Source organism: Streptomyces sp. NPDC107654 (genome assembly GCF_055639035.1).
Genome location: NZ_JBVKBI010000008.1, coordinates 294,895 through 312,379, shown reverse-complemented (window position 1 = coordinate 312,379; position 17,485 = coordinate 294,895). Strand labels below are relative to the sequence as shown.

Sequence of the window (17,485 nt, the reverse complement as noted above, 5' to 3'; positions counted from 1 at the left end):
TGCATTCGGGTCTGAGCGGGCGTCAGACCGCGGTGCCGGTTCCCGCCGCGCCCGCGATGTCCGCGGTGTCCTGGACTCCGAGCACCGCGCCGGTCGACTTCTTGCGCCGCCGCAGCCGGCCCTCCAGCCAGCCGGCGAAGGAGGTCAGCGTGAAGTTGATGACCACGAAGATCACGGCGACGACGGTGAAGGAGGCGATGGTGTTGGCGCCGTAGTAGCCGCTCATCGTGCTGGCCGAGGCGAGCAGTTCCGGGAAGGTCAGGACCGCGCCGCCGAGTGCCGTGTCCTTCACGATCACGACCAGCTGGCTGACGATCGCCGGGAGCATCGCGGTGACCGACTGCGGCAGCAGGATGAGCCGCATCACCTGGTTCTTGCGCAGTCCGATCGCCATGGCCGCCTCGGACTGGCCCTTCGGCAGGGCGAGGATGCCCGCGCGGACGATCTCCGCGAGCACCGACGCGTTGTACAGCACCAGGCCGGTGACGACTGCGTACAGGGGACGGTCGTCCGAGCTGACGTCGGTGTACTGCGCGAACAGGGCGAGCCCGAAGATCATCAGGACCAGCACGGGGATGGCGCGGAAGAACTCCACGACCACCGCGACCGGGACACGTATCCACGCGTGGTCCGAGAGACGGGCGATGCCGAGGACGGCGCCCAGGGGGAGGGCGATGACCATGGACAGGGCCGCGGCCTTCAGGGTGTTCTGCAGACCCGGCCAGATGTACGTCGAGTAGGCCTCGGTGCCGTTGAAGAAGGGCTTCCAGAGTGCCCACTCCAGCTGGCCCTTGTCGTCCAGAGCCTTGTAGACCCACCACAGGACGGCCGCGAGGACGACGAGGAAACCCGCCGTGTAGAGGATGTTGCGCCGCTTGGCCCGGGGGCCCTGGGCGTCGTACAGGAGCGCACTCATCGCTTCACCGCCACCTTCTTGCCCACCCAGCCGAGGATCAGACCGGTCGGCAGGGTCAGACAGCAGAACCCGAAGGCGATGATCGCGGAGATCAGCAGCAGTTGCGCCTCGTTCTCCACCATCTCCTTCATCAGGAGTGCCGCTTCCGCCACGCCGATCGCCGCCGCCACGGTGGTGTTCTTCGTCAACGCGATCAGCACGTTGGTCAGCGGGCCGACGGCCGCGCGGAAGGCCTGCGGCAGCACGATCAGGCCGAGCACCTGTGTGAAGCCGAGGCCGAGGGCCCGGGCCGCCTCCGCCTGGCCGACCGGAACCGTGTTGATGCCGGCGCGGATCGCCTCGCAGACGAAGGCCGACGTGTAGACGATCAGACCGAGCACGGCCAGCCGGAAGGTACTCGTCTCGACCTGGTCCGAGCCCAGGGTGACGTTCAGCGTGTCCTTCAGCCCGAGCGAGGCGAAGAGGATGATCACCGTGAGCGGGATGTTCCGCACGATGTTCACGTACGCGGTGCCGAAACCGCGCATCAGCGGCACCGGGCCCACCCGCATGGCGGCCAGCAGGGTGCCCCAGACCAGGGAGCCCACGGCGGACAGCAGTGTCAGCTGCACCGTCGTCCAGAAGGCTCCCAGCACGTCGTACTTGTCAAGAAAGTCGAACACGATCTCCCGCGCTTCCGCGTGTAGGGATGCCCGGGTGCGCCGGCCTCGCGGACGACGCACCCGACGGCATTGCCTCAGCTCTTGATGTCACCGATCTTCGGAGCGGGCTCGTTCTTGTAGCCGGCCGGGCCGAGGTTCTTGTCCACGGCCTTCTGCCACGAACCGTCGGCGACCATCTCCTCCAGGGCCTTGTTGATCTTGGCCTTGAGGTCGCTGCCCTTCTTGATGCCGATGCCGTAGTTCTCGTTCGTCATCTTGAAGCCGCCGAGCTTGAACTTGCCCTTGAACTGCGACTGGGAGGCGTAACCCGCGAGGATCGAGTCGTCCGTGGTCAGCGCGTCGATCGCCTTGCTCTGCAGACCGGTCAGACACGCCGAGTACGTCGGGTACTGCTGCAGCTGCGCCTTGGTCGCCAGCTTGGCCTTGACGTTCTGCGCCGACGTCGAGCCGGTCACCGAGCACAGCTTCTTCTTGTTCAGGTCCGCCGGCGACTTGATGGTGTTGTCGTCCGCGCGGATCAGCACGTCCTGGTGGGCCAGCAGGTACGGGCCGGCGAAGTCGACCTTCTGCTGACGCTCCGGCGTGATCGAGTAGGTCGCGGCGATGAAGTCGACGTCACCGCGCTGCAGCATGGTCTCGCGGTCGGCGCTCTTCGACTCCTTCCACTCGATCTGGTCGGCGCTGTAACCGAGCTTCTTGGCGACGTAGGTGGCGACGTCGACGTCGAAACCGGAGTAGCCCTGCGGGGTCTTCTGGCCGAGGCCCGGCTGGTCGTACTTGATGCCGATGGCGATCTTCTTGCCACCGCCGGACGAGCCGCCGTCGTCCTTCTTGTCGCCGCCGCACGCGGTGGCGGTCACGGAGAGGGCGAGGAGGACGGCCGAGGCGGCGGTGACCTTGCGGAGCTTCATGGTGAACATCCTTCTGAGTGGTGAGGAACGAGTCCCTGGGACGCGGACGACGCGGCCTGGCGGTGCGGGCGGCCGGAGCGGCGGCGTCAGTGGTGCAGGATCTTGGACAGGAAGTCCTTGGCCCGGTCGCTGCGCGGGTTGCTGAAGAACTGGTCGGGCGCGGACTGTTCAACGATCCGCCCGTCCGCCATGAAGACCACACGGTTCGCGGCAGAGCGTGCGAAGCCCATCTCGTGGGTGACCACGATCATCGTCATGCCCTCGCGCGCGAGCTGCTGCATGACCTCGAGGACCTCGTTGATCATCTCCGGGTCGAGAGCGGAGGTCGGCTCGTCGAACAGCATGACCTTCGGGCCCATCGCCAGCGCCCGCGCGATCGCGACCCGCTGCTGCTGGCCGCCGGACAGCTGGGCGGGGTACTTGTCGGCCTGCGTGCCCACGCCGACCCGGTCCAGCAGGGCCCGGGCCTTCTCCTCGGCCTGCTTCTTGTCCGCCTTGCGGACCTTGACCTGGCCCAGCATCACGTTCTCGAGCACCGTCTTGTGCGCGAAGAGGTTGAACGACTGGAACACCATCCCGACGTCCGCCCGCAGCCGGGCCAGCTCGCGGCCCTCGTGCGGCAGCGGCTTGCCGTCGATCGTGATCGTGCCGGAGTCGATGGTCTCCAGGCGGTTGATGGTGCGGCACAGGGTCGACTTTCCGGACCCGGAGGGCCCGATGACCACGACGACCTCGCCGCGGGCGATCGTCAGGTCGATGTCCTGGAGCACGTGCAACGCGCCGAAGTGCTTGTTGACGCTCTTCAGGACGACCAGTTCGTCGGACGTGGCCGCGTCCTCCTTGGCCACCGTTACTTTGGTCATCGCTCTCGGGCTCCGTCCTCCTCGGGTTTCCGAGGACAGTAGTGAGGGGCTGTGACCTGCGTCATCACATCTGAGGGAGATCTGAGCATCACGATCCGATAGCAATCGGACACTTGTCGTAGCACTTGTGCCCTGTGCGTATATCGGCCGGGTAACGGAAGCGGCGGGCAACCGGAACCCCCTTGACGCCGTCCTTGTCCATCAGCGTCACTGCCTTGGTGCACACGCGTGTGTGCGTGATCCGCACGACCGATGAACCGAGACCGTACGACCACTGAACCGGAGGGGGCCGGGATGAGACTGCTCCTCGTCGAGGACGACAACCACGTCGCCGCGGCCCTGTCCGCCGTCCTCGCGCGGCACGGCTTCCAGGTCACCCACGCGCGCAGCGGCGAGGAGGCCCTCCAGGCACTCGTCCCCGAGGGCGCGGGCTTCGGTGTCGTCCTGCTCGACCTCGGCCTGCCCGACCAGGACGGCTACGAGGTCTGCGGCAAGATCCGCAAACGCACCAGCATCCCGGTGATCATGGTCACCGCCCGCTCCGACGTCCGCTCCCGCATCCACGGACTCAACCTGGGCGCGGACGACTACGTCGTCAAGCCGTACGACACCGGGGAACTGCTCGCCCGCATCCACGCCGTCAGCCGGCGCACCGTCCACGAGGACCCGACGGCCGACGGCGACAGCGCCCTGCTCCTGGGCTGCGTCCGGATCGAACTGCCCACCCGGCAGGTCAGCGTGGACGGCGCCGCCGTCCAGCTGACCCGCAAGGAGTTCGACCTGCTCGCGCTGCTCGCCCAGCGGCCCGGGGTGGTCTTCCGCCGGGAACAGATCATCAGTGAGGTCTGGCGCACCAGTTGGGAGGGGACGGGCCGCACCCTGGAGGTGCACGTCGCCTCCCTGCGCGCCAAACTGCGCATGCCCGCGCTGATCGAGACCGTACGCGGCGTCGGCTACCGGCTCGTCGCCCCGGCCGCCTAGCGGGGACGGGTGCGCACACGCCTCCTCCCGCTGCTCATCGTCCTGTTGGCGGCCGTCCTGCTCGCGCTGGGCGTCCCGCTCGCCGGCAGCGTGGCCGCCGCCCAGCAGCAGCGCGTCGTCGTCGACCGCATCGACGACACGGCACGCTTCGCGGCGCTCGCCCAGTTCGTCACCGACGCGCCCGGCGGCTCCCGCCGCACCAGCACGGACGAGCGCCGGGAGAGTCTGCGCAGCGAGCTGGAGAGCTACTACGGCGTCTACGGCATCCGCGCGGGCGTCTTCTACCGCAACGGCTCCGCGATGGCCAACGCGCCCGACGACTGGCTCGTACCGCAGTCGGGGGAGGTCCGCCGGGCGTTCGGCGAGGCCCTGCTCAGCAGGCGCAGCCACGACCCGGGACAGGTGTGGCCCTGGCAGCGCGGCCGGCTCGTCGTCGCCTCGCCGGTGATCCGGGACGGGGACGTCGTCGCGGTGGTGGTCACCGACTCGCCCACCGGACAGCTGCGGTCGCGGATCCTGCGGGGCTGGCTGTTCATCGGGGCCGGCGAGATCGCGGCCATGCTGCTCGCCGTCGGCGCGGCGCTGAGGCTGACCGGGTGGGTGCTCAGACCGGTACGGATCCTGGACGCCACCACCCATGACATCGCCACCGGGCGCCTGAAGTCCCGGGTCGCGGTCGGTGGCGGCCCGCCGGAACTCAGACGGCTGGCCCGTTCGTTCAACGAGATGGCGGACAACGTCGAGGCCGTGCTGGAGCAGCAGCGCGCCTTCGTCGCCGACGCCTCGCACCAGTTGCGCAACCCCCTCGCCGCGCTGCTGCTGCGCATCGAACTGCTCGCCCTCGAACTCCCGGAGGACAACGAGGAGATCGCCTCGGTCCGCACCGAGGGCAAGCGCCTCGCGCAGGTCCTGGACGACCTGCTCGACCTGGCGTTGGCCGAGCACGCCGAGGCCGACCTCCGGCTGACCGACATCGGCGCGCTGACCGAGGAGCGGGTGGCCGCGTGGGCACCGGCCGCCCAGGCCAAGGGCGTCCGGCTCGCCGGCGACTGTCCGCCGACCACCGCCTGGGCCGACCCGATCGCCCTGTCCAGCGCCCTGGACGCGGTGATCGACAACGCCGTGAAGTTCACCCCCGAGGAGGGCACGGTCGATGTCGCCGTCTGCGTCGACGGCGACACCACCACCGTCGTGGTCACGGACACCGGGCCCGGACTCACCGACGAGGAACTCGCGCGCGTGGGCGATCGTTTCTGGCGCAGCGGCCGGCACCAGAACGTGAAGGGCTCGGGCCTCGGCCTGTCCATCAGTCGCGCCCTCCTCGCGGCGGGCGGCGGCTCGATCGACTACGCCCACCACGAGCCGCGCGGACTCCGGGTGACGGTCAGGGTGCCGCGGCACGGGGAGGCGCGCGGGGAGACCGCGGGCGTCGCGCCGTAGGCGTGCGGGCACGGACGGGGACGGACGTGAGGGGCGTCGTGCTGGGAGGGCGTGCGGGCACGCGCGGGGGCGCGGTGGGCCTCGCGCCGTAAGGGGTGCGGACACGGGCAGGGGCGGATGCCACGAGCGTCGTGCCGGAGGACCGTTCGGGTACGGGCGGGCGGGGAGGCTGCGGGGGCCGTGGCGCGGGGAGTGCGCGGCACGGCGGCGTCGGTCGGGGCGGGCCCCGGCCTTCGTTGTCGCCTTCCGCCCGGGGGCGGCGGTCTCCTACGGTTTCACCGACCGGTAGTAGCGGCGGGCGCCCTCCTGGAGGGGCAGGGGGTCGGTGTAGATGGCGGTGCGGAGGTCGACCAGCTGGGCGGAGTGGACGTGGGCGCCGATGCCGTCGCGGCTCTTGATCACCGTACGGGTCACCCATTCGGTCAGCCGGGGATCGACGTCCGCACGGGTCATCAGCACGTTGGACACGGCGATCGTCGGCACCTGCGCACCCTGCTGGACGTTCGGGTAGGCGGACTCGGGGATGTTGGTGGCCCGGTAGTAGCGTGCGCCCTCGCCCTGGCCGTGCAGCCGGGCGACGAGGTCGTCGTCGATCGGCACGAACCGGAAGGCGCGCTTCTTCGCCAGCGTGACCAGTCCGTTCGTAGGCAGACCGCCGGACCAGAAGAAGGCGTCGATCTTGCCCTCGCGCAGCCGCGCGGGCCCGGTGTCGATGCCGTCGGCCACCGGCGTGATGTCCTTGTGCGGATCGATACCGGCGGCCCGCAGTACCCGCTCGGCTATCAGCCGCACGCCCGAGTCGGGCAGCCCGGTCGCCACCCGCTTGTGCCGCAGATCGGCGACGGTCCTGATGTCCGAGTCGCGGGGCACGACGAGGTGCACGTAGTCGTCGTAGAGCCGGGCCACGCCCCGCAGCCGGCCGGAGCCGCTGCCGTGCCGCAGCTCGTACGTCGCCACCGCGTCGGCCGCCGCGATGGTGAAATCGGCCTGGCCGGTCGCCACCCGCTGGACGTTCTCCTGGGAACCGGCGCTGTTGAGCAGCTTCACCTTCAGACCCGGCATGTCCCTGCCCAGCTCGGTGCGCAGCCGCTCGCCGTACTCCTGGTAGACCCCGCGGGGCGTCCCGGTGCTGAACACGATCGTTCCGCTCGGCGGCTTCTCGCCCAGGGGCAGCAGCCACCACAGCAGCAGCCCGAGGGCCACGGCACCGACGACCGCGCCCTGCAGTGCTCGGCGCCTGCCGAGCCGGGGGAACACCTTGGACATGCGGCGATCCTGCCAGGCGACGTGCGGGGCTGACCAGGGCCGGGGTCACTCCTGGAGGGGGAGCGGTCGCGGCGGGGGCCGGTGCGGGGCAAGGGAGTGGGGTGTGCGGGGTCGGTCTCGGGCCCGGGTGCGCACCCGCGCGGTACGTGTTCCGGGGGCGGGGAGCGCGGACGCGCCGGGTACGTCCCCTGGGGGCCGGGGAGTGGGTGCGCGGCGTCTGTCTGTGGGCCGGGAAGTGGATGCGAGGGGTCTGCCTGTGGGTCGGGGAGTGGATGCGCGGGTTCCGGCCGGGGGGCGGGGAGTGCGTGCGCGGGCCCCGTCCGCGGGCGGCCGGCGTTGTCAGTGGTGGCCGTTAGAGTCGCCGTATGACCACTTCGCCCGCCCGCCTCGTCCGCGAGTTCCACCGTGCCTTCGGTCTCGACGCCCGCACCACGCCGGCGGAGGTGGACGCGAAGCTGGCCGCACACCGCGGCGAGCTGCTCGCGGAGGAGGCCGCGGAGGTCGCCGAGGTCGCGGTGGAGGGCCCGCTGGACCGGTTGGCGCACGAGCTGGCCGACGTCGTGTACGTCGCCTACGGCACGGCCCTGGTGCACGGCATCGACCTCGACGAGGTGATCGCCGAGGTCCACCGCGCCAACATGAGCAAGATCGGCCCGGACGGGAAGGTCGCCCGCCGGGCCGACGGCAAGGTGCTCAAGGGGGAGCACTACCGGGCGCCGGACGTCTCGGGCGTACTGCGCCGGCAGGGCTGGATACCCGGCGGGAACTAGGAGGACAGCGAACCGCCCGCCAGCCTCCACTCGCGGTGCAGGGCGCCCAGCGGGATGCTCCGCTGGACGACCGGGGTGCCGAAGATCGACAGTTGGAGGCGCAGGGTGCCGGACAGGTCCACACCGCCGTAGGCGGCCCAGGTGCCCGTCGCCTTCGGTCCGCCGCGGTCGGAGGCCGCGGTGAGCGTGCCGGACGCCTCGCCGCGCAGATACGGGGCGAGGTCGGCGGTGACACCGACGGTGCCGTAGAGGCCGACCGTGGCCTCGGCGCCGAGTGCCGTCTTCACGTCCCCGGTGGCGGTGACGGAGGCGTGTACGGGGGTGCTGCTCATGTGCGAGGAGCTGACCGGCGTCCAGCCCCGGGCCGGGCCGAAGGTGCCGCCCGCCTTGAAGTCGCCCTTCAGGCTCTGCTCGACATCGACGGTCACCCGGCCGTCCGCGCTGATCTGGACGTAGCAGGTCAGATCGAGGTTGACGACGACGGGGACCGGGCCGACCTGCAGGACGGGGTCGGCGTGCAGCTTGGCGAACGGGATGCGCAGCGGGGTACCGGTGGCCGCCGCGGCCCGCCCCTTGACGGCCCAGCCGGAGGTCCAGTCACCGGACACACCGAGGTACGCCGAACCGGGCGGCGCGTCGGTCCCGGCGCCGCCGTAGGCGAAGTCGACCTGCGGGGCGACCTGGACGAAGCCGCGCACGAAGGCGGTGGCGGACGCGGGGGCGCCCTTCGCGGTGGGCACTTCGGCGCCGACGTCGAGCCGGAGACTGCCGAGCGGCACCGTCGCGCCCTTCGGTCCGGCGTGCACGTCACCGGTCTTCGCCCACGAGACCCGGACATCGGGCAGCAGCTTGTCGACGGTGAAGGAGGACGGGTCGACGGGAACGTCACCCTTGGCCGTGCCGTCGCCCAACAGCGCGTTGAGCGTGGCCGGTTCGGTCTGCACCTCGGTGCCGCCGTGCGTCTCGCCGATCACCCGGGTGACCTTGGCGAGCAGTCCGTGCGGTGCCCCCGGCGCGGGCGCGCTGGCGATCACATCGCCGACGGCGGTCCGGCGCGGTGCGGCGGAGGCAGGGGCGGACGGGGTGGAGGAACCGGTGGGAGGGGTGGAGGCGCCGGTGGAAGGGGCGGACGGGCGGGCCGGGCCGGAGGAACCGGCGGACGGGGTCGGGGAGCCGGGTGAACCGTCCTTCGCCGGGGGCTTGTCGGCGATGACGGCACGCCGGGTGCGGCCGTCGTACGAGCTGACGGTGAGCGAGGTCTTGTGGGCCCGCTGTCCGGAACGGCCGGGGCTCGCCGTGGCGGTCGCGGTCGCTGTGGCGGTGGGAGCGGCGGCGACGGTGAGCGAGTGGTCGGTGCCGTCGGCGGACTGCTCGGCGGCCCTGACCTGCTGACCCGTACCGGCCGTCGGCCGGTCGGCGGCCGGCGGCGGGGTCGAGGAGCAGGCCGCGGCGAGGAAAAGAGAGGTCACGGCGAAGGCGGGCAGCAGGGCTCGCCCGTGCCTCATGCGTCTGTGCAAGGTGGGTCCTGTGTGGAATGGGGGGTGGCAAAGAGGCACCGGCGATATCGCTACTCATTGGTAGAACCAGCCGGTAACCCGGTGACGAGCAGGAGCATGCCACCCCCCTGCGCAGGTCGCGCGCATTCCGGCCACCTCTCAACGTGACCTTGCCCACGAGGAGTTGTGGCCGGCGGTGCGCCTACGGCAGGGGCGGACTCAGCGTCCGGACAAGCCCGTCCCGCCGAGGCGGGTCAGCAGATCCGCGAGGCCGGTGATGTCCGACGCGGGCCACGCCGGACCGGCGAAGATCTCCGCGGCGGTTTCCTCCGCCGTCGCCAGCATCTCCGTCAGCCGCCGTCGGCCCGTCGCGGTCAGCGCCGCGTACGCCACGCGCGCGTCCCGGGCATCCGGCTCCCGGGTCACCAGCCCGATACGCTCCAGCGGAGCCAGCCCTCGCGTGACCCCGGAAGCGGTCAGCCCGAGCGCTTCGGCGAGATCGACCCGGCGCATCCGGCCGCCGGGTGCCTGCCCCAGCCGGAGGAGCAGGGTGAAATCGGCGAGGCTGACGCCGTGCAGCCCGCTCAGCCGGGCGTCGAAGCGTCGTACGAGTGCCGTCTGGGCCCGCACGAGCCGCAGGGCCGTGTCCAGAGCCTCACTCACGGCCCGCCTCCTCCATGCCCGCTGTCACGTCCCGTGTCTCGTGCCGCCCGCAAGGTCTCTCCTGTCACTTGCAGACTCCTTGACCACTCAAGCTTACGGGCACGTTTCATCGGTCCGTCGTGCGGGCGGCGCGGCGCTGTCGCTTGCCCAGGGGTGCCTGGGAGAGGTCCTCGGCGGTGGCCCGCAGGTGCTTGAAGCCGTAGCCGCGCTCGGTGAGCCAGGCCTTCGCCGCCTCCTCGGCACGCTCCGTCGCCTCCAGGATGTCCTCCTCCTTCTCTCCCGTCGCGGAGAAACGGAAGACGAAGGCCGGCCGGGCGGCGATGTCGTAGGTGAGGGTGCCCTCCGGGGTGAAGGCGGCGCGCAGGACGTCGTGTTCGGCGGCGTCGGCCGACAGGGCGGCGCGCTGGTCGTCGGTGAGGGCGTCGAAGGCGCCTCGGACGGTGATGCGGAAGGTTCGCGTGGTCATTCGGCGACCTTAGGCACAGGGAGGGCCGGCCCTCCAGCGGGTTTTGCGGCGGCCGCCCGGTGTGGGTGCGGTGTCGGTGCGGTCGCCGGCGTGGACGGCCGGCCGACGAGGTCCGTGAGTGGTCGGCGCGCTCCGTCTGAGCGGCCGGTGCGCACCGCCCGAGTGGTCGGCGCACCCGCATGAGAGGTTGGTGCCATGACGAAGCACATCGCGCTGCTGCGCGGGGTCAACGTCGGCAGCAGCGCGAGGATCGCGATGAAGGACCTCCGCGGCCTGTTCGTCGACATGGGGTTCGAGGACGTACAGACCTATCTGCAGAGCGGAAACGTGGTGTTCGGCACGCCCGGCGTCCCCGGCAGCCCGGGCGCGGAGGGGTTCCGCTCCGCGGAACTCGCCGCGCGCATCGAGCGGCGGATCGCCGACGACCTGGGGGTGTCGGTCACGGTCCTGCTGCGCACCGGCGACTCCCTGGACCGTACCCTCGCCGCCAACCCGTACCTGGAGCAGGAGGACGACCCGGCCAAGCTGCACGTCACCTTCCTCGCCGAGGCGCCGACCGCCGAGCAGGCCGCCCGCCTGGAGGTGCCGGCCGGTGAGACCGGCGTGTTCACGCTGGCCGGTGACGAGATCCACCTCCACGTCCCCGACGGCTACGGCAGGACCAGGCTCAACAACACCTTCATCGAGCGCCGCCTCGGCATGCGGGCCACGACCCGCAACTGGAAGACGGTCACCGCCCTGCGCGAGCTGGCCACCGGGGACTAGGGCCCTTTCGTTCGGATCTCGCCGAAAGGGCCCTGACCGGGCCGGGCGGGCAGTGCGGTGACCCGTGTGCCGCCGAGTCCGGTGCCGTCAGCCGGTGTAGCCGGCGAAGACGCGGGTGTAGTCCCAGTCGGACTGGCCGACGCCGGAGCAGCTGTCGGCGGGGCCGCCGGTGCAGGGGCGATCCCGGTTGGCGGACCAGAACGTCAGCCGGGCCAGGTGGTGCTGCCGGGCGTACCCGAGGATGGTGCGGAAGTCGGCCACCGTGACGGTCTCGTTCTGGTCGGTGATGCCGTTCATGGAGGAGATGCCCATGTCCCGGTAGGCCTGGTCGTCGCTGTAGTGGTACGCGGTCTTCAGGGCGTTCTTCAGGCCCTCGGCCGCCTGCACGGTCAGGTTGCCCATGTTCTGTCCGGCGCCGCCGAAGTCGAACGGCATGATGGTCCAGGCGTCGACGGTCAGCCCGGAGGCGGCGGCCCGGTCGATGAGGCCGGTGTCGGGGCCGCTCTGCCCGGTGCCGATGGTGACGTACACCTTCAGGCCCGGGTTGTTCGCCTTCACGGTCTTCAGTGCGTCGACCGTGCGCTGCTGGACGGTGCCGTTGCTGTAGGCGTCGGCCTCCAGATCGATGTCGATCGCCTTCAGGCCGTAGGCGTTGACGACCTTCTGGTAGGCGGCGGCGAGTTCACCGGCGCTGGAGCACGAACTCTCCAGCTTGTTGCCGCTGTAGCCGCCGAAGGACGGGATGACGTCACCGCCGTTCGCCCGCACGGTGGTGACGGTCTGCTGGTCCACCCCGCCGGTCAGCGGACGGCTGCCGTCCCACTGGGGGTTGCAGTAGCCGTTGCTGAGCACGAAGGCGAGCGTGAACCACTTCACGCCGGTCGCCCGGGTGATCGTGGTGGGGCTGGGCGGGCTGCCCCAGCCGTTGTAGAGGTACGGCGCCACGGCCATCGGCGCGGACGGGGTGGTGCCGCCGCCGGCCGCCGGCGCGTTCCACTTCTGGTTGGCGGCACCGGTGCAGCTCCAGATCTGTGTGCGGGTGCCGTTGGCGGAGGTGTTGCCGGTGACGTCCAGACACTTGTCGGCCTGCGGGTTGACGATGTCGTGGGCGGCGGTGACGGTCCATTTCTGGTTGGCGCCCCCGGTACAGGTCCACAGCTGTGCCTTGGCGCCGCCGGCGGTCGAGTTGCCGGTGACGTCGAGGCACTTGCCGAGGGCGCGGAGGGTGCCGTCGCTGCCGACGGTCCACTGCTGGGCGTTGGTGCCGTTGCAGTCGTAGATCTGTACGGGGGTGCCGTCGGCGGAGCCGGCCCCGGCGACGTCGAGGCACTTGCCGGCGAGGCCGGTGATGGTGCCGGTGGCCGCCTGGGCGGGGGAGGCGGTGAACAGGCCCGTGGACAGGGTGAGGGCGGTGACCGCGAGCGCGGTGGCCGCGGACACGGGGAGGGATCTGGCTCGGGGCATGGCGGGGCCCGCCTCTCGTGGGGGTCGTGGGGGGGCGTGGGGGTGGGGAAGTGGGTGGGTCGCCCCGAGAAGTTAGAGGTCCAGACCACTTACGTCAAGGTGTGAAGTAAGAAGTGAGGGAAGGGGGGTGGCGGATCGCCGCGTCTGATCGGGGCTCGTGCCGGGCGACCAGGGCGGATGCTGGCTGGAAGTCGTCACCAGTGGATCAGTGGGCCAATAAGCTCAAGGCGCCTGGTGTTCCAGGCGGTCTCGTCAATCCGGCCGGACCGGCCGATCTCGGGGAAAGGGCCTGAACTGCGGTGGAGGACAAGCGGGTTGTCGTCGTGACCGGCGGAGGATCGGGCATCGGGCAGGCCACCGCCCGGCTGCTGAGCGAGGCGGGTCACCATGTGGTCGTCTCCGGCCGGCGGGTCGAACCCCTGCAGCGCCTCGCGCAGGAGACGGGGGCGCTGGCACATCCGTCCGACGTGGGCGATCCCGAGGCGGCCGAGGGGCTCGTCCAGGCCGCCCTGACCGCGTACGGACGGCTCGACGGGCTGGTGCTGAACGCGGGCATCGGACGCGGGGGAGCCGTCGGCGACATGTCGCTGCGGGACTGGGACGACGTGATGCGGACCAACCTGACCGGCCCGCTGCTCCTGCTCCGCGCCGCCATCCCGCACCTGCTGGAGTCCGCCGGCTCGGTGGTCGCCGTCGCCTCGGTCTCCGCGCTGCGCAACGGCACGGGCAACGCCCCGTACGCCACCTCCAAGGCGGCCCTGCTCCAGCTGTGCCGCTCCGTCGCCGTCGACTACGGGCGGCAGGGCGTGCGGGCCAACATCGTGTGTCCCGGCTGGGTGCGGACCGAGATGGCCGACCGCCGCATGGCGCGCTTCGCCGAGGAGGCCGGGCTTGCGGGCGGCGGCATGGAGGCCGGTTACGAGGAGGCGACCCGGATGCTGCCCCAGGGACGCCCGGGCGAACCGCGCGAGGTCGCGGAGGCGATCAGCTGGCTGCTGTCGCCGGCGGCGTCGTACGTCAACGGAACGGTACTCACCGTCGACGGCGGTGCGACGGCACTGGACCCCGGGACCCTCGCCTTCGACTTCCGGGTCACGCCGCGGGAGGTCTAGCCGCGGAGGGGGGACGGGGCGGGTCTGATGGAGGCGGGGTCCGTGATGACCGGGGATCCGGGGGGCCGGTTGGTCGAGTCCCTGACTCTGATGACCGCGCTCCCCGGTCCGGCTCACGCCCGCCCGCGGCTCGGCCGGGGCCGCCGTCTCGCCCGGCCCTCACCCCCCACGCCCGGCTCCACTGTCCTGCTGCGCCGACGACGACCGCTCCCGGCAAGGCAGCACGTTCGTCATGGACGGCCACATCCGGGCGATTCCCAGCAGGGTGACGGAGCTGCCGTGCGTCACCCCCGGCAGCGGGTGGGCGACGGAGGACGGGGGTACGCCGACGAGGACGGCTCGCCGCGCCTGCCCCACCGCTCCGGCGAGCGCCGCGGACGCGAGGCGGTCGTCCCGTACGCCCGCCTGCCGGGCGAGCCGGTGGGCCCGCTCGTAGGCGTCCGGCTGGACGTACTGCTGCAGCGTGAGCAGCGCGTCGTACGTCTCGATGGTCTGCCGGTGTGCCAGCAGCGCGGGCGGATACCGCGGCCACAGCACTTCCTGGAGCCTGGTCCGGCGGGGCCGGGCGAGGGCCACGTGGGGCACCGCCGTCACCAGGTCGTGCCACAGCGGCCACAGCTGCCATGTGGTCCGCAGCGCGGTGGCCGACCGGGCCAGCGCGGTCACGGAGGGGACCAGCAGGGACGCCGCCCGCAGGAAGCCGTGCACGCCCATGATCACGGACAGGCAGGGCAGCAGCTCCGGGGCGGGGTCGTAGAGGTGGAACAGGTAACCGGACCAGAAGACGAGGGCGAGCACGCTGCCCGCCGCGAACAGCCGCAGGGACCAGACGAGGTCACGCTCCGTCGTCCGCAGGCTGTACCCCCAGCAGACCACGACGGCGACGGCGTCCCCGGCGAGGTGGGCGGCGATGAGGATCAGCCAGTAGGCGGAGGAGGCGGACGCGGGCCGCTGGGCGGCCGCCGCCCCCGTGCCCCCGAGGTCCACCCGCAGCAGGTCGAGTACGAGCAGTGAGACCAGGGCGGCCGTCATCCCCACCGCCACCAGAAGGCGCAGACGCGGAGTACGGCTCGAGTCGATCACGAACAGCAGGACCAGTCCCGCGCTGAGGACGCCGATCAGGTTGCGGGTGAGGGACACGGTGTGGACGTCGATGCCGGCGGACGTGAACCAGGCGACGACCCGCGGCTGGAAGAGGGTGATCGCGGTGGTCGCGGCCAGGACGGTGATCCACAGTCCGCGCAGGCTGGGCCGGCGCAGCGCGCCACGGGCCCGCCAGACCAGGGCGAACCACAAGGCCAGCACGCTGGCGAGTCCGACCTGCGCCGCCAGCTCACTCACCGGCGTCCGCCGTCACCCCGAGGAACGCGCCGAGCCGCCCCAGCGGACCGGCGACCGGACCGGCCGTCCCCGCGCTCTGGATCAGGCTGGCGATCATCTCGGCCTCCTGCTCCTCGGTGGTCGTGTAACTCGTCCTGGCCATCACCCGCCGGACCAGGTGCGGCTGGAGGCCCTCCAGGAGGCGATCCGTCAGGTCGCCACCGTCGTCCGTGAGGCTCCGGTGGTGGTCGCACAGCACATGACCGATCTCGTGCAGGATGATGTGCTCGCGGTGGAGCGGGGCGGTCCGGGCCTCGTAGAACACGTAGTCGGCGTTGTCCGTGCCCAGCCAGAGCCCGCAGGCGCCGCTCGCCGCCGCCTCCTCGGGCAGCTCCCGCAGCACGAGCGGACGGCCTCTGAGTTCCTCCACCCGCGCACAGACCGCGTCCAGGGACAGCGACCGAGGCACTCCGAGATCACGCAGGATCGCGGCACAACGGCGCTGCAGCGCGGCGAACTCCCCGGTTCTCCTCACCTGCCGTACGCGGATGGCCAAATCTCCAACTCCCGGGCGAGGAACCAGTTCCCGTCTCCAGCGGACAAGGTGTGGCTCACACATAAGCAGGTCACGCACCACCTTGAACACGTCTGCCGGGCCTTTTGGTCTCGCTTTGGCGAAATCCTTCCCTTGCCGGGTGCGGGCGGCGGACCGGGTCACCGGCGGCGGCCCGTCCGGACAAGGCGGGCGGAGCGCCTTCCGGCACCACCTACCCTTGAAGCATGACCAGCAGCAGCGACCGGAGCCCGGCAGTGGACGTTCCCGCCCCCAAGAGTTACGAGATCCGCACCTACGGGTGCCAGATGAACGTCCACGACTCCGAGCGATTGGCCGGTCTGCTGGAGGACGCCGGGTACGTGCGGGCCCCCGAGGGGTCGGACGGCGACGCGGACGTCGTCGTCTTCAACACCTGCGCGGTCCGGGAGAACGCCGACAACCGGCTGTACGGCAACCTCGGCCGGCTCGCGCCGAAGAAGACCTCGCGCCCCGGCATGCAGATCGCGGTCGGCGGCTGCCTCGCGCAGAAGGACCGCGACACCATCGTGAAGAAGGCGCCCTGGGTGGACGTCGTCTTCGGCACGCACAACATCGGCAAGCTGCCCGTCCTGCTGGAGCGCGCCCGCGTCCAGGAGGAGGCGCAGGTCGAGATCGCCGAGTCGCTGGAGGCCTTCCCCTCCACGCTGCCGACCCGCCGCGAGAGCGCGTACGCGGCCTGGGTGTCGATCTCCGTCGGCTGCAACAACACCTGCACCTTCTGCATCGTCCCGACCCTGCGCGGCAAGGAGAAGGACCGCCGCCCCGGCGACATCCTCGCCGAGATCGAGGCCCTCGTCGGCGAGGGCGTCTCCGAGATCACCCTGCTCGGCCAGAACGTCAACGCCTACGGCTCCGACATCGGCGACCGTGAGGCCTTCGGCAAGCTGCTGCGCGCCTGCGGGAACATCGAGGGCCTGGAGCGGGTCCGCTTCACCTCTCCGCACCCCCGTGACTTCACCGACGACGTGATCGCGGCCATGGCCGAGACGCCGAACGTGATGCCCCAGCTGCACATGCCGCTGCAGTCCGGCTCGGACACCGTCCTGAAGGCGATGCGCCGCTCCTACCGGCAGGAGCGCTACCTGGGGATCATCGAGAAGGTGCGGGCCGCCATCCCGCACGCCGCGATCACCACCGACATCATCGTGGGCTTCCCCGGCGAGACCGAGGAGGACTTCGAGCAGACGCTGCACGTCGTCCGCGAGGCCCGCTTCGCGCAGGCCTTCACCTTCCAGTACTCCAAGCGCCCCGGCACCCCCGCCGCGACCATGGAGAACCAGATCCCCAAGGAGGTCGTCCAGGCGCGCTACGAGCGGCTGGTCGCCCTCCAGGAGGAGATCTCCTGGGAGGAGAACAAGAAGCAGGTCGGCCGCACCCTGGACCTGATGGTCGCCGAGGGCGAGGGCCGCAAGGACGGCGCCACCCACCGCCTCTCCGGCCGCGCCCCCGACAACCGCCTCGTCCACTTCACCAAGCCGGACCAGGAGGTCCGCCCCGGTGACGTGGTCACGGTCGAGGTGACGTACGCCGCCCCGCACCACCTCCTCGCCGAGGGCCCGGTCCTCGACGTGCGCCGCACGCGCGCGGGGGACGCCTGGGAGAAGCGCAACGCCGCGGCGGCCGCCAAGCCGGCGGGCGTCATGCTCGGCCTCCCCAAGATCGGCGCCCCGGCCCCGCTGCCGGTGGCTACGGGGAGCGGCTGCGGCTGCGACTGACGGGCCGGCGCAGCCGTCCGTGCCCGGCGGCTGCGCCCGGGGCCCGGCCCGCGGTGGGCCCGTGGCGGCGAAGCCGATGG

The 17,485-nt window shown here is 71.4% G+C and carries 17 protein-coding genes; 6 read left to right on the top strand and 11 right to left on the bottom strand.

The window, feature by feature from the left end; all coding sequences use genetic code 11:
• Positions 1-22 precede the first annotated feature (22 nt).
• From ACZ7N4_RS17290 to ACZ7N4_RS17275, 4 genes are all read right to left on the bottom strand, one after another.
• Entirely contained in the window at positions 23-916 is an 894-nt protein-coding gene (locus tag ACZ7N4_RS17290; protein WP_471359142.1) for an amino acid ABC transporter permease, read from the bottom strand.
• Positions 913-1,578 carry an amino acid ABC transporter permease gene (locus tag ACZ7N4_RS17285; protein ID WP_471359141.1) on the bottom strand — a complete coding sequence of 222 codons (666 nt, stop codon included), beginning with the start codon at positions 1,576-1,578 and terminating at the stop codon, positions 913-915. Before ACZ7N4_RS17285 ends, ACZ7N4_RS17290 begins: the two co-directional genes overlap by 4 nt.
• 74 nt (positions 1,579-1,652) lie before the next feature.
• On the bottom strand, positions 1,653-2,489 hold the full coding sequence (locus ACZ7N4_RS17280; protein WP_471359140.1) for a glutamate ABC transporter substrate-binding protein: 837 nt from the start codon (positions 2,487-2,489) through the stop codon (positions 1,653-1,655).
• 86 nt (positions 2,490-2,575) lie between these two features.
• Entirely contained in the window at positions 2,576-3,352 is a 777-nt protein-coding gene (locus ACZ7N4_RS17275; RefSeq protein ID WP_471359139.1) for an amino acid ABC transporter ATP-binding protein, read from the bottom strand.
• Between the two features lie 294 nt (positions 3,353-3,646).
• Here ACZ7N4_RS17275 and ACZ7N4_RS17270 point away from each other — a divergent pair, with 294 nt between their 5' ends.
• Positions 3,647-4,333: a response regulator transcription factor gene (locus ACZ7N4_RS17270; protein WP_471359138.1), complete on the top strand. Its 687-nt coding sequence runs from the start codon at positions 3,647-3,649 to the stop codon at positions 4,331-4,333.
• A gap of 9 nt (positions 4,334-4,342) precedes the next feature.
• On the top strand, positions 4,343-5,773 hold the full coding sequence (locus ACZ7N4_RS17265) for a sensor histidine kinase (RefSeq protein ID WP_471359137.1): 1,431 nt from the start codon (positions 4,343-4,345) through the stop codon (positions 5,771-5,773).
• Between the two features lie 267 nt (positions 5,774-6,040).
• Here ACZ7N4_RS17265 and ACZ7N4_RS17260 read toward each other — a convergent pair whose 3' ends face one another.
• The gene (locus ACZ7N4_RS17260) at positions 6,041-7,039 is read right to left on the bottom strand and encodes a TAXI family TRAP transporter solute-binding subunit (protein WP_471359136.1); all 999 of its coding nucleotides are present in this window, start codon (positions 7,037-7,039) and stop codon (positions 6,041-6,043) included.
• A 365-nt stretch (positions 7,040-7,404) separates the two neighbouring features.
• Between ACZ7N4_RS17260 and ACZ7N4_RS17255 the strand changes: the two genes are divergently transcribed.
• Positions 7,405-7,809: a pyrophosphohydrolase domain-containing protein gene (locus ACZ7N4_RS17255; RefSeq protein WP_471359135.1), complete on the top strand. Its 405-nt coding sequence runs from the start codon at positions 7,405-7,407 to the stop codon at positions 7,807-7,809.
• On the opposite strand, the gene ACZ7N4_RS17250 is transcribed toward ACZ7N4_RS17255, so the two are convergent.
• The 3 genes from ACZ7N4_RS17250 to ACZ7N4_RS17240 form a co-directional block, all read right to left on the bottom strand.
• Complete coding sequence (locus ACZ7N4_RS17250; protein ID WP_471359134.1) at positions 7,806-9,314, bottom strand: hypothetical protein; 1,509 nt, start codon at positions 9,312-9,314, stop codon at positions 7,806-7,808. The genes ACZ7N4_RS17255 and ACZ7N4_RS17250 overlap by 4 nt on opposite strands.
• A gap of 210 nt (positions 9,315-9,524) precedes the next feature.
• Positions 9,525-9,968 (bottom strand): MarR family winged helix-turn-helix transcriptional regulator, encoded by a 444-nt coding sequence (locus ACZ7N4_RS17245; protein WP_471359133.1) that lies wholly within the window; start codon positions 9,966-9,968, stop codon positions 9,525-9,527.
• A 106-nt stretch (positions 9,969-10,074) separates the two neighbouring features.
• Complete coding sequence (locus tag ACZ7N4_RS17240; RefSeq protein WP_471359132.1) at positions 10,075-10,434, bottom strand: DUF6204 family protein; 360 nt, start codon at positions 10,432-10,434, stop codon at positions 10,075-10,077.
• A 195-nt stretch (positions 10,435-10,629) separates the two neighbouring features.
• Here ACZ7N4_RS17240 and ACZ7N4_RS17235 point away from each other — a divergent pair, with 195 nt between their 5' ends.
• Complete coding sequence (locus tag ACZ7N4_RS17235; protein WP_471359131.1) at positions 10,630-11,199, top strand: DUF1697 domain-containing protein; 570 nt, start codon at positions 10,630-10,632, stop codon at positions 11,197-11,199.
• Between the two features lie 87 nt (positions 11,200-11,286).
• Here the strand turns inward: ACZ7N4_RS17235 and ACZ7N4_RS17230 are convergent, their stop codons facing one another.
• On the bottom strand, positions 11,287-12,663 hold the full coding sequence (locus ACZ7N4_RS17230; RefSeq protein ID WP_471359130.1) for a ricin-type beta-trefoil lectin domain protein: 1,377 nt from the start codon (positions 12,661-12,663) through the stop codon (positions 11,287-11,289).
• Between the two features lie 299 nt (positions 12,664-12,962).
• On the opposite strand from ACZ7N4_RS17230, the gene ACZ7N4_RS17225 reads away from it, so the two are divergent.
• Entirely contained in the window at positions 12,963-13,775 is an 813-nt protein-coding gene (locus ACZ7N4_RS17225; RefSeq protein ID WP_471359129.1) for an SDR family NAD(P)-dependent oxidoreductase, read from the top strand.
• Positions 13,776-13,934: 159 nt separating this feature from the next.
• Here the strand turns inward: ACZ7N4_RS17225 and ACZ7N4_RS17220 are convergent, their stop codons facing one another.
• Positions 13,935-15,116: an MAB_1171c family putative transporter gene (locus ACZ7N4_RS17220; RefSeq protein WP_471359128.1), complete on the bottom strand. Its 1,182-nt coding sequence runs from the start codon at positions 15,114-15,116 to the stop codon at positions 13,935-13,937.
• Complete coding sequence (locus tag ACZ7N4_RS17215; protein WP_471359127.1) at positions 15,109-15,651, bottom strand: regulator component; 543 nt, start codon at positions 15,649-15,651, stop codon at positions 15,109-15,111. Before ACZ7N4_RS17215 ends, ACZ7N4_RS17220 begins: the two co-directional genes overlap by 8 nt.
• Positions 15,652-15,875: 224 nt before the next feature.
• Between ACZ7N4_RS17215 and miaB the strand changes: the two genes are divergently transcribed.
• Complete coding sequence (miaB, locus tag ACZ7N4_RS17210; protein ID WP_471359126.1) at positions 15,876-17,405, top strand: tRNA (N6-isopentenyl adenosine(37)-C2)-methylthiotransferase MiaB; 1,530 nt, start codon at positions 15,876-15,878, stop codon at positions 17,403-17,405.
• The last annotated feature ends 80 nt before the right edge of the window (positions 17,406-17,485 follow it).

Coding starts and splice junctions, on each gene's coding strand:
- ACZ7N4_RS17250 (WP_471359134.1), bottom strand. CDS start 9,314: ATGAGGCACGGGCGAGCCCTGCTGCCCGCCTTCGCCGTGACCTCTCTT.
- ACZ7N4_RS17260 (WP_471359136.1), bottom strand. CDS start 7,039: ATGTCCAAGGTGTTCCCCCGGCTCGGCAGGCGCCGAGCACTGCAGGGC.
- ACZ7N4_RS17270 (WP_471359138.1), top strand. CDS start 3,647: ATGAGACTGCTCCTCGTCGAGGACGACAACCACGTCGCCGCGGCCCTG.
- ACZ7N4_RS17275 (WP_471359139.1), bottom strand. CDS start 3,352: ATGACCAAAGTAACGGTGGCCAAGGAGGACGCGGCCACGTCCGACGAA.
- ACZ7N4_RS17255 (WP_471359135.1), top strand. CDS start 7,405: ATGACCACTTCGCCCGCCCGCCTCGTCCGCGAGTTCCACCGTGCCTTC.
- miaB (WP_471359126.1), top strand. CDS start 15,876: ATGACCAGCAGCAGCGACCGGAGCCCGGCAGTGGACGTTCCCGCCCCC.
- ACZ7N4_RS17280 (WP_471359140.1), bottom strand. CDS start 2,489: ATGAAGCTCCGCAAGGTCACCGCCGCCTCGGCCGTCCTCCTCGCCCTC.
- ACZ7N4_RS17290 (WP_471359142.1), bottom strand. CDS start 916: ATGAGTGCGCTCCTGTACGACGCCCAGGGCCCCCGGGCCAAGCGGCGC.
- ACZ7N4_RS17230 (WP_471359130.1), bottom strand. CDS start 12,663: ATGCCCCGAGCCAGATCCCTCCCCGTGTCCGCGGCCACCGCGCTCGCG.
- ACZ7N4_RS17240 (WP_471359132.1), bottom strand. CDS start 10,434: ATGACCACGCGAACCTTCCGCATCACCGTCCGAGGCGCCTTCGACGCC.
- ACZ7N4_RS17235 (WP_471359131.1), top strand. CDS start 10,630: ATGACGAAGCACATCGCGCTGCTGCGCGGGGTCAACGTCGGCAGCAGC.